We start from the raw sequence: 1055 nt of genomic DNA, 5'->3' as shown, positions 1-1055 counted from the left end.
GGCATTGTTGCAGAAGCCCAGTCTGAGCCAGACTTTCCCCTTTCCCCCTTGAGATCAGGCCACGCGATCAATCTCGGCAGTGCCGAGGGCGTTGAAGCGGTTCATCAGTGCAATGCGGATGTGGATCTCGGCGGTCTGCCGGTCGGGGTCGCGTGACGCAATCCGCTCGCCGAAGGACTTGAGGCACCGCATCTTCGCTTCGATCCGACTTCGGACATGATAACCTGACCATCGCTTCCATGTCGCGCGACCGAAGCGCTGCGTCGCGCGCAAGATGTCATTGCGCGCTCTGGCGGCGGGGCAGTCCTCCTTCCAAAGGCGACCGTTCCGGCGGATGGGTATGATTGCGGTACCGCCCCGATCCAGGATTGCCATATGGCAGCGCCGGGTATCGTAGGCGCCGTCGCCGGTCGCCGTCCCGATCTGTTCGTCTGCCGGGATTTGGGCAAGGAGGTCTGGCAGAACCGGGCTGTCGCGCTCGCTGCTTGAGGTGAACTCCACTGCCCGGATGTCGCCGGTCGCCGTGTCCATAGCCAGATGAACCTTGCGATACTGGCGCCTGCGATGGGTGCCGTGCTTGCGGGCGAGCCATTCGCCATCGCCAAGGAACTTTATCCCAGTGCTATCCACCAGCAGGTTCAGCGGCCCCGGCGCACGACGGTTGGTGATCTGGACCGTGATCCTCTTTTGCCTCCGGCTGAGGGTAGAGAAGTCGGGCACTGGCCAGTCGAGCCCGGCCATCTCCAGAATGCTGCCAACCATCCCTGTCGTTTGCCGAAGCGGCAGGCCAAAGAGCACTTTCACCATCAGGCAGAATTGGATCGCAGCATCGGAAAACACCGGAGGGCGTCCATTGCGACCGGCCCTGGGCGCGCGCCACACCATGTCCTTGTCCAGCCAGATCAGCAACGAGCCACGCCGCCGCAGTGCCGAGTTATAGGATTTCCAGTTCGTGGTTCGGTAGCGGGCAGGTGCGGAGTTCGTCATGCCGAGCGGATTAACCCACCAGAATCGCCGAGTGAATCCGTCAGATCCGAAAGTTCTGCAACAATGCC

The 1055-nt window shown here is 62.1% G+C and carries 1 protein-coding gene; it reads right to left on the bottom strand.

Features of this window, described 5'->3' with window-relative positions; genetic code table 11:
• Positions 1 to 54: 54 nt before the first annotated feature.
• Positions 55 to 987, bottom strand: coding sequence for an IS5 family transposase (locus ESZ60_RS20620; protein ID WP_134682502.1), 933 nt, complete (start codon positions 985 to 987; stop codon positions 55 to 57).
• Positions 988 to 1055 lie beyond the last annotated feature (68 nt).

The sequence above is a fragment of the Paracoccus ravus genome, from assembly GCF_004522175.1.
GTDB lineage: Bacteria > Pseudomonadota > Alphaproteobacteria > Rhodobacterales > Rhodobacteraceae > Paracoccus > Paracoccus ravus.
The sequence above is the reverse complement of the archived record's forward strand: the minus strand, read 5'-3'. Positions and strand labels throughout refer to the sequence as shown.

What these genes read in the sequence shown, in the direction of transcription:
- ESZ60_RS20620 (WP_134682502.1), bottom strand. Translation starts at nt 987, where the DNA reads ATGACGAACTCCGCACCTGCCCGCTACCGAACCACGAACTGGAAATCC.